The 9858-nt window shown below is 72.9% G+C and carries 6 protein-coding genes; all 6 read left to right on the top strand.

Annotated elements, in window-relative coordinates:
- Positions 1–354: adenosylcobinamide-GDP ribazoletransferase (locus tag ACFWWQ_RS05105; protein ID WP_384590266.1), on the top strand; the 354-nt coding region annotated here is incomplete at its 5' end.
- A 315-nt stretch (positions 355–669) separates the two neighbouring features.
- Positions 670–2217: a leucyl aminopeptidase gene (locus ACFWWQ_RS05100; RefSeq protein WP_384590262.1), complete on the top strand. Its 1548-nt coding sequence runs from the start codon at positions 670–672 to the stop codon at positions 2215–2217.
- 384 nt (positions 2218–2601) lie between these two features.
- Positions 2602–3990: a dihydrolipoyl dehydrogenase gene (gene lpdA / locus ACFWWQ_RS05095; RefSeq protein WP_384590259.1), complete on the top strand. Its 1389-nt coding sequence runs from the start codon at positions 2602–2604 to the stop codon at positions 3988–3990.
- Positions 3991–4080: 90 nt separating this feature from the next.
- Positions 4081–5838 (top strand): 2-oxoglutarate dehydrogenase, E2 component, dihydrolipoamide succinyltransferase, encoded by a 1758-nt coding sequence (sucB, locus tag ACFWWQ_RS05090; protein ID WP_384590256.1) that lies wholly within the window; start codon positions 4081–4083, stop codon positions 5836–5838.
- 203 nt (positions 5839–6041) lie between these two features.
- Positions 6042–6665 (top strand): GntR family transcriptional regulator, encoded by a 624-nt coding sequence (locus ACFWWQ_RS05085; protein WP_384590253.1) that lies wholly within the window; start codon positions 6042–6044, stop codon positions 6663–6665.
- 242 nt (positions 6666–6907) lie between these two features.
- The gene (gene aceE / locus ACFWWQ_RS05080; RefSeq protein ID WP_384590250.1) at positions 6908–9571 is read left to right on the top strand and encodes a pyruvate dehydrogenase (acetyl-transferring), homodimeric type; all 2664 of its coding nucleotides are present in this window, start codon (positions 6908–6910) and stop codon (positions 9569–9571) included.
- The last annotated feature ends 287 nt before the right edge of the window (positions 9572–9858 follow it).

The following is a 9858-nucleotide window of genomic DNA, read 5'->3' as shown; positions in this document are numbered from 1 at the left end:
GGGGCCGGAGTGGTCGGGCCCCCCTCCGCTCGTCTGGCGTGGCCTGGGGCGCCCCGGGGGGGGGCCCCCGCGGCGCGGGGGGGGGGGGGGGGCGCGGCGCTCGCCGGGGTGGTGCCGCGCGGCGCCGCGGCGGGGTGCGCGGCGCTGGTCTGCGTGGCGGCGGCCGCGGCCGGTGCCACGGGAGGGGTGTACGGCGCGGTGCACGCAGCGCTGGCGGTGGTGGTGGCGCTGGCCGTCGCCGAGGGGTTGCTGCGGCACTGCCGGCGGCGGCTGGGCGGGGTGACGGGCGATGTGTTCGGCGCGCTCGCCGAGACGGCGGCGCTCACCGCACTGGTGGTGCTGGCGCTGGGCTGAGCCCGCGCGGGACCGCCGTACGGGGGCCGTCGGCGCCGCCCCGAACGCGTGGCGTCACTGTGGCGCCGCTCTCATTCGGCGTGCGGAACAAGCCGTTCGCCCCCTTTGCCCCGGCGGCCCGTACCCGTCGAAAAAACTCCAACTGCCCTGCCCGGAAGGGGTTGTTGGGCTGGCCGGGCGCCGCCCGGGAGGGCCCGGGGGAACGGGCCGTCCGGGCCGCTCCCCGTTCCGTGCGGGCGCCCCGAGCGTAGGCTCGGCCGCACGCTGCTCCCTGAGCGCGAACGGATTCCCGGACGGAACAGGACTTTCATCACCGTGACTGCACTGACCCTCAGTACTTCCTCCGCCGCAACGGCGCGCGCGGACGCCGTCGTCGTCGGCGTGGCCAAGGGCGCCAAGGGCCCCGTGCCCGCCGCCGGCGCCGAAGCCGTGGACGAGGCGTTCGGCGGCAAGCTCGCCGCCGTCCTGGAGACTCTCGGCGCGACGGGTGCCGAGGGCGAGGTGACCAAGCTGCCCGCCGCCGACGGCCTCAAGGCGCCGGTCGTGCTGGCGGTCGGCCTGGGCGCCGCACCGGCCGAGGACGAGACGTACGACAACGAGACGCTGCGGCGCGCCGCGGGCAGCGCCGCCCGCGCGCTGAACGGCACGAAGAAGGCGGCCTTCGCGCTGCCGCTGGAGGACGCCGAGGCGGCCGCCGCGGTCTCCGAGGGCGCGCTGCTCGGCGCGTACGCCTTCACCGCGTTCCGCAGCGACGGCGCCGCGGCCGACGCGAAGAAGGGCGCGAAGGGCGGCAACGGCGCCTCGGCGCCGCTCGCGGAGGTCACGCTGCTCGGCGGCAAGCCGCGGGACAAGGAGTTCAAGGCGGCGACCGAGCGCGCCCAGGTGCTGGCTGCGGAGATCCACCGCGCCCGCGACCTGATCAACACCCCGGCCAACGCGCTCGACCCGAAGTCCTTCGCCGCCGAGGCGCAGGCCGCGGCCAAGGAGTTCGGCCTCAAGGTCGAGGTGCTGGACGAGAAGGCGCTGAAGAAGGGCGGCTACGGCGGTCTGCTCGGCGTCGGCCAGGGCTCGGACGCCCCGCCGCGGCTGGTGCGCATCGCCCACACCCACGCCAAGGCGACGAAGACGCTCGCGCTGGTCGGCAAGGGCATCACGTACGACTCGGGCGGTATCTCGCTGAAGCCGGCCGGGCACAACGAGACGATGAAGTGCGACATGAGCGGTGCCGCCGCGGTGTTCGCCGCTGTCGTCGCCGCGGCGCGGCTGGGCCTGGAGGTGAACGTCACCGGCTGGCTGGCGCTCGCCGAGAACATGCCGTCGGGCAACGCCACCCGCCCCGGTGACGTGCTGACGATGTACAGCGGCAAGACGGTCGAGGTGCTCAACACCGACGCCGAGGGCCGTCTGGTGCTGGCCGACGCACTGACCCGCGCGTCGGAGGAGGAGCCGGACGCCATCATCGACGTCGCGACGCTGACCGGCGCGATGGTGTTGGCGCTGGGCAACCGCACCTTCGGGATCATGGCCAACGACGATGCGTTCCGCACCACGATCCACGAGATCGCGGAGGAGGTCGGCGAGCAGTCCTGGCCGATGCCGATGCCCGCCGAGCTGCGCAAGGGTATGGACTCCTCGGTGGCCGACATCGCCAACATGGGCGAGCGGATGGGCGGCGGCCTGGTCGCCGGGCTGTTCCTGAAGGAGTTCATCGGCGAGGGCATCACCTGGGCGCACCTCGACATCGCGGGTCCGGCGTTCCACGAGAGCGCGCCGTACGGCTACACGCACAAGGGCGGCACCGGCTCGTCGGTCCGCACCCTGCTGCGGCTGGCCGAGCGCACCGCCTCGGGCGACCTGGGCTGAGCCTTCGCTCCCCCGTTCGTCCGACGGCCCCGGGCTCACGGTCCGGGGCCGTCGGTGTGCCAGGGGTGACCGCGATCCTGGGCGCTCCCGGAGCCGGCGTTTCGCCCTCAACGAAATCCGCCCACCCGTCACCCACCACCACCCTTCCCAGGTGGCGCTTCGCGCCGCCGCACCTGTGTACGCCCCAGTAACCCCTGAGAGGCGGCTCACCTGCCGCCGCCAGGCCCGGCCCGCCGTCCCAGCTTCACCGAACAAGTGCGAAGATGGGTTCTCGGCAGGACAGGGCCCCCCTTACCCAGGGCCGACGTGAAGAGCGGCCGAACCACAGCCGCCGACCGGTCATCGGAGACCGGCTCCGGCGTACCCATGCATGGAGGACGTGACGTGGCGAACGACGCCAGCACCGTTTTCGACCTAGTGATCCTCGGTGGCGGCAGTGGCGGTTACGCCGCGGCCCTGCGCGGGGCCCAGCTGGGCCTGGACGTCGCCCTGATCGAGAAGGGCAAGGTCGGCGGTACCTGCCTGCACAACGGCTGCATCCCCACCAAGGCGCTGCTGCACGCCGGCGAGATCGCCGACCTGGCCCGCGAGAGCGAGCAGTTCGGTGTCAAGGCCACCTTCGAGGGCATCGACATCGACGCTGTCCACAAGTACAAGGACGACGTCGTCTCCGGCCTGTACAAGGGCCTGCAGGGGCTGATCGCCTCCCGCAAGGTGACGTACATCGAGGGCGAGGGCACGCTCTCCTCCCCGACCTCCGTCGATGTGAACGGCCAGCGTGTGACGGGCCGCCACGTCCTGCTGGCGACCGGCTCCGTGCCGAAGTCGCTGCCGGGCCTGAACATCGACGGCGACCGCATCATCTCCTCGGACCACGCGCTGAAGCTGAACCGCGTGCCGAAGTCCGCGATCGTGCTGGGCGGCGGCGTCATCGGCGTCGAGTTCGCCTCGGCGTGGAAGTCCTTCGGTACCGACGTCACCATCGTCGAGGGCCTCAAGCACCTCGTCCCGGTCGAGGACGAGAACAGCTCCAAGCTGCTGGAGCGGGCCTTCCGCAAGCGCGGCATCAAGTTCAACCTCGGCACCTTCTTCGACAAGGCCGAGTACACCGCCGACGGCGTCATGGTGACCCTCGCCGACGGCAAGACCTTCGAGGCCGAGGTCCTCCTGGTCGCGATCGGCCGCGGGCCGGTCTCGGCGGGCCTGGGCTACGAGGAGCAGGGCGTCGCCATGGACCGCGGCTACGTCCTGGTCGACGAGTACATGCAGACCAACGTTCCGACGATCTCGGCCGTCGGTGACCTCGTCCCCACCCTCCAGCTCGCCCACGTCGGCTTCGCCGAGGGCATGCTGGTGGCGGAGCGGCTGGCGGGTCTGAAGACCGTGCCGATCGACTACGACGGCGTGCCGCGCGTGACGTACTGCCACCCCGAGGTCGCCTCGGTGGGCATCTCCGAGGCGAAGGCCAAGGAGCTGTACGGCGCCGACAAGGTCGTCACGCTGAAGTACAACCTCGCGGGCAACGGCAAGAGCAAGATCCTGAAGACCACGGGCGAGATCAAGCTCGTCCAGGTCAAGGACGGTGCCGTGGTCGGCGTCCACATGGTCGGTGACCGTATGGGCGAGCAGGTCGGTGAGGCCCAGCTGGTCTACAACTGGGAAGCCCTGCCGGCCGAGGTTGCGCAGCTCGTTCACGCGCACCCCACGCAGAACGAGGCTCTCGGGGAGGCCCACCTGGCGCTGGCCGGCAAGCCCCTCCACTCCCACGACTGACCCTCAGTCCCGGGCGCGACCACATCCGCACCTCCCCGCGCGCCGACACCGTTCGCGCGGGGAAACCATCCGTTAGGAGCAACAGAAACCATGGCGGTTTCCGTATCCCTTCCGGCGCTCGGCGAGAGCGTCACCGAGGGCACCGTCACCCGCTGGCTCAAGGCCGAGGGTGAGCGCGTCGAGGTCGACGAGCCCCTGCTGGAGGTGTCGACCGACAAGGTCGACACCGAGATCCCCGCCCCCGTCTCCGGCATCCTGTCGGCCATCAAGGTCGCCGAGGACGAGACCGTGGAGGTCGGCGCCGAGCTGGCCGTCATCGACGACGGCTCCGGCGCCCCCGTCGCGGCCCCGGCCCCGGCCGCCGCCGAGGCCCCCGCCGCGCAGCCCGAGCCCGTGGCCGCCCCCGCTGCCGAGGCCCCGGCGCCCGCCGCCGCTCCGGCCCGCGGCGCCGCCTCCGGTACCGACGTCGTGCTGCCCGCGCTGGGCGAGTCGGTCACCGAGGGCACCGTCACCCGTTGGCTGAAGGAGGTCGGCGAGGAGGTCTCGGAGGACGAGCCCCTGCTGGAGGTCTCCACCGACAAGGTCGACACCGAGATCCCGGCGCCGGTCTCCGGCACCCTGCTGGAGATCCTGGTGGCCGAGGACGACACCGCCGAGGTCGGCGCCAAGCTCGCCGTCATCGGCTCGGCCGACCAGGTCGCGGCGCCCGCCGCCCCCGCCGCTCCGGCCGCCCCCGCCGCTCCGGCCCCGGCCGCCCCTGCGGCTCCGGCGCCCGTGCCCGCCGCCCCGGCTGCCCCGGCCCCGGCTCCGGCCGCGCCTGCCGCCCCGGCTCCGGCCCCCGTGGCCCCTGCCGCCCCGGCCGCCCCGGTCGCCCCGGCGCCTGTCACCCCGGCCCCGGCCGCCGGTGAGGGCGACGGCGCGTACGTCACGCCGCTGGTGCGCAAGCTCGCCGCGGAGAACGGCGTCAACCTTGCCACGGTCAAGGGCACCGGCGTCGGTGGCCGCGTCCGTAAGCAGGACGTCATCGCCGCCGCGGAGGCCGCCAAGGCCGCCGCCCCGGCCCCGGCCGCCCCGGCCCCGGCCGCGGCTGCGTCGACTGCCGCCCCCGTCATCGAGGCGTCGCCGCTGCGCGGTCAGACCGTCAAGATGCCGCGGATGCGCAAGGTCATCGGCGACAACATGATGAAGGCGCTGCACAGCCAGGCGCAGCTCACCAGCGTGGTCGAGGTGGACGTCACCAAGATCATGCGGATGCGCAACAAGGCCAAGGACGCCTTCGCGCAGCGTGAGGGCGTCAAGCTCTCCCCGATGCCGTTCTTCGTCAAGGCCGCCGTCCAGGCGCTGAAGGCCCACCCGGTCGTCAACGCCCGGATCAACGAGGACGAGGGCACGATCACCTACTTCGACGCCGAGAACATCGGTATCGCGGTGGACGCGGAGAAGGGCCTGATGACCCCGGTCATCAAGGACGCCGGTGACCTCAACATCACCGGTATCGCCAAGAAGACCGCCGACCTCGCCGGCAAGGTCCGCTCCAGCAAGATCACCCCGGATGACCTCGCCGGAGCCACGTTCACCATCTCGAACACCGGCTCGCGCGGCGCGCTCTTCGACACCGTGATCGTGCCGCCGAACCAGGTCGGCATCCTCGGTATCGGCGCCACCGTCAAGCGCCCCGTGGTCATCAACCACCCCGACCTCGGCGAGACCATCGCCGTCCGGGACATGACCTACCTGGCGCTCTCCTACGACCACCGTCTGGTGGACGGCGCGGACGCCGCCCGTTACCTGACCACGGTCAAGCAGATCCTGGAGGCCGCCGAGTTCGAGACCGAGATCGGTCTCTGAGCGAGGCGCCGACCAGCGCGTGCACACGGCCCCGTCCGGGTTCTCCCGGGCGGGGCCGCTCGCGTTCCCGGGGCCCCGGGGCATCCGCCGGGCCCGGCCGTCCGTGAGCAGCACCACGTGTGATCCCGGCCCCGCGGCACCGCCGGGCGACGACCACGCCCCGTATCGTCTCCGTCACCACCCCATCCGCGAGGAGCACTGTCATGACCCCGCCCGTCGTCCATTCGCTGCGCGAGCAGATCCGCGAGCACATCCTTGAGGGGATCGTCCGCGGCCGGTGGCAGCCTGGCGAACGGATCGTGGAGCGGCGGATCGCTGTCGAGCTGGAGGTCAGCCAGACGCCGGTGCGGGAGGCGCTGCGGGAGCTGGAGTCGTTGCGGCTGATCGAGTCGGCGCCCAACAAGGGCGTCCGGGTGCGGGACCTGACCCCCGCCGACCTCAAGGAGAGCTACCCCGTACGGGCCGGTCTGGAGCAGGTCGCGGCGGAGCTGGCGGCCGGTCAACTGGCCGAGGACACCGAGGCGCTGGAGCGCGAGGTGGACCGGCTGCGGGAGGCGGACCGGACGGGCGACGGCGAGGGGCAGGTGCGGCACACGGTGGCGTTCCACCGCGAGATCGTGCGGGCGGCCGGGAACGGCGTGCTGCTGCACACGTGGGAGTCGCTGGGGGTGGAGGTGTGGACGACACTGTCGATCCGTTGGTTCAGTCCCGAGCCGCGGTCGCACGCGCAGGACCATCAGGAGATCGTGGACGCGTTCCGGCGCCGGGACCCGCGGATCGGTGCCCTGCTGCGGACCCATGTGCTGAGCTGCGCGCCACGGGTCTGACCGGCGGATCTCACCGGGGCGGGAGCGGCCGTACGGCGGCGCTTCCGCCCCGTTCTGCGTCTGGCACGCGGTGCCCGGGTATGCGGCACCCCGTGCCGACCTGCGGTGATTCTTCCCGGGAGCGTTGATCGATCATCGATCAGGGGCGTATGGTCGCCCGCGGGGCGCGACATCCCTGCCTGCCGACTGCCTCCCGAATGCCTGCCGAACGCATTCCCCCTCCGTCCGGAAAGGGGCCACCCATGCCCGATCCCGTGCGCCTGCCGTACAGCCAGCTCGACCAGCTCCCGGACCGGGATCCGGAGGAGACGGCCGAGTGGCGCGAGTCGCTCGACGCCGTCACCGCGGCGGCGGGCCCGCACCGCGCGGCGTATCTGATGCGCCGCGCCCTGGAGCACACCGCCGACCCGGCGCTCGTGCCCCTGGAGACGGACTACGTCAACACCATCCCGACCTCCGCCGAGCCGGAATTCCCCGGCGACGAGGCGATGGAGGCCCGGATCACGGCGTGGAACCGCTGGAACGCGGCCGCCATGGTCACGCGTGGCTCCAAGCTCGGTCTCGGCGGCCACATCGCCACCTTCGCGTCGGCGGCGTGGCTGTACGAGACCGGCTTCCAGCACTTCTTCCGCGGCAAGGAGGGCACGGGCAGCGGCGACCAGCTCTACATCCAGGGCCACGCCTCCCCCGGCATCTACGCCCGCGCCTTCCTCGACGGCCGCCTGAACGAGGAGCAGCTGGACCACTTCCGGCAGGAGGCCGGCGGCGAGGGCCTCCCGTCGTACCCGCACCCGCGGCGCCTGCCCTGGCTGTGGGAGTTCCCCACCGTCTCGATGGGCCTGGGCCCGCTCTCCGCCATCTACCAGGCGCGCTTCAACCGCTACCTGGAGCACCGCGGTATCAAGGACACCGCGGACAGCCATGTCTGGGCGTTCCTCGGCGACGGTGAGATGGACGAGCCCGAGTCGACCGCCGCCCTGGCGCTGGCCGGCCGCGAGGGGCTGGACAACCTCACCTTCGTCATCAACTGCAACCTGCAGCGCCTGGACGGCCCGGTCCGCCCGAACTTCAAGATCGTGCAGGAGCTGGAGGCGCAGTTCCGCGCCGCCGGCTGGAACGTCGTCAAGTCGCTGTGGGGCCGGGCGTGGGACGAGGTCTTCGCGCTCGACACCGACGGCGCGCTGGTGCGCCGCCTGCGCGAGACGCCGGACGCGCAGTTCCAGACGTACGCCACCCGTGACGCCGCCTACATCCGCGAGCACTTCTTCGGCGCCACGCCGGGGCTGCGCGCGCTGGGCGACTCGCTCGGCGACGCCAAGCTGCTGGAGCTGTTCCAGACCTCCCGCGCGGGCCACGAGCCGCGCAAGGTGTACGCCGCGTACCGGGCGGCCGTCGAGCACAAGGGCGCGCCGACCGTCATCCTGGCGCAGACCGTCAAGGGCTACACGCTCGGCGCCGGTTTCGAGTCGCGGAACGCCAACCACCAGATGAAGAAGCTCACCGGGCAGGAGTTCCGCGCCATGCGCGACCTGCTGGAGCTGCCGATTCCGGACAGCGCCCTGGAGGGCGACACCGTTCCCTACTGGCGGCCCGCCGAGGACTCCCCGGAGATGGTCTACCTCCGGGAGCGCCGGGCGGCCCTGGACGGCCCCGCGCCGGCCCGGAAGGTCACGCCGAAGCCGCTGCCGATGCCGTCCCCGAAGGCGTTCGACGCGCTGAAGAAGGGCTCGGGCAGCCAGGAGATCGCCACCACCATGGCGTTCGTCCGGCTGGTCAAGGACCTGATGCGGGACAAGGAGACCGGCAAGCGCTGGGTGCCGATCGTCCCCGACGAGGCCCGCACCTTCGGCATGGAGTCGCTGTTCCCGTCGGCGGGGCTGTACTCCCCGAAGGGCCAGACGTACGACCCGGTCGACCGCGACCAGCTCCTGTACTACAAGGAGGCGAAGAACGGCCAGATCCTCAACGAGGGCATCACCGAGGCCGGTTCGCTCGCGGACTTCACCGCCGCCGCCACGTCGTACGCGACGCACGGCGAGCCGATGATCCCGTTCTACATCTTCTACTCGATGTTCGGCTGGCAGCGCACGGCCGACCAGTTCTGGGCGCTCGCCGACCAGCTGGGCCGCGGCTTCGTCATCGGCGCGACCGCGGGCCGCACCACGATGACCGGTGAGGGCCTCCAGCACGCCGACGGCCACTCGCACCTGATCGCCTCCACCAACCCGGCGGCGCTCTCGTACGACCCGGCGTTCGCGTACGAGGTCGCGGTGATCGTCAAGGAGGGGCTGCGCCGGATGTACGGCCCCGACGCCGAGGACGTCTTCTACTACCTGACGGTCTACAACGAGACCAAGGTGCAGCCGGCCATGCCCGCGGGGCTGGACGAGGAGGCGATCCTGCGGGGTCTGTACCGCTTCCAGGAGGCGGCGGCCCCGGCCGCGGACGCGCCGCGGCTCCAGCTGCTGGCGTCCGGTACGGCCATCCACTGGGCGCTGGACGCGCAGCGGCTGCTCGCCGAGGACTGGGGCGTCGCGGCGGACGTCTGGTCGGCGCCGTCCTGGACGGAGCTCCGCCGCGACGCGCTGGCCTGCGACGCTGCCCGGCTCGACGGCGAGGACCGCGTCCCGTACGTGACCCGTGCCCTGGAGGGGGCGCCCGGTCCGGTGGTGGCGGTCAGTGACTGGATGCGGGCGGTGCCCGACCAGATCGCGCCCTGGGTCGAGCAGGACTGGGTCTCCATCGGCACCGACGGGTTCGGCCTGTCCGACACCCGCGACGCGGCCCGCCGTCACTTCGGCGTGGACCCGCAGTCGGTGACCGTCCAGGCGCTGGCCGCGCTGGCCCGCCGGGGCGACGTCAAGCCGGAGACGGTCAAGGAGGCCAAGGCACGCTACGGCCTGTGACCAGGGGCGGGGCGTCCGGCCCCGCTTCCTGGCGGCCCGGCTTCCGCCTGGTGCCACCTCTCGGACCGGGCGGTCCGTGGTGCACCATCCGGCGCCATGGGCCGCTCCCCCGGCTCCCGTGCGGAGATCACCCACCGCGCCCGGGGTCTTCGCACGGGAAACCTTCCGGCCCGGCCGGGGGGGGCGGGGGGGGGGGGGGGGCCGGGGGGGGGGCGGCGGGGGGGGGGGGGGCGCCCCGGGGGGGGGGGGGGGGGCGGGGGCGCGCCCGGGGGGGGGGGGGGGGGCCG

This window comes from Streptomyces sp. NPDC059080 (assembly GCF_042739975.1).
GTDB classification, from domain to species: Bacteria; Actinomycetota; Actinomycetes; order Streptomycetales; family Streptomycetaceae; genus Streptomyces; species Streptomyces benahoarensis.
The sequence above is the reverse complement of the archived record's forward strand: the minus strand, read 5'-3'. Positions and strand labels throughout refer to the sequence as shown.

Coding starts and splice junctions, on each gene's coding strand:
- aceE (WP_384590250.1), top strand. CDS start 6,908: ATGCCCGATCCCGTGCGCCTGCCGTACAGCCAGCTCGACCAGCTCCCG.
- sucB (WP_384590256.1), top strand. CDS start 4,081: ATGGCGGTTTCCGTATCCCTTCCGGCGCTCGGCGAGAGCGTCACCGAG.
- ACFWWQ_RS05085 (WP_384590253.1), top strand. CDS start 6,042: ATGACCCCGCCCGTCGTCCATTCGCTGCGCGAGCAGATCCGCGAGCAC.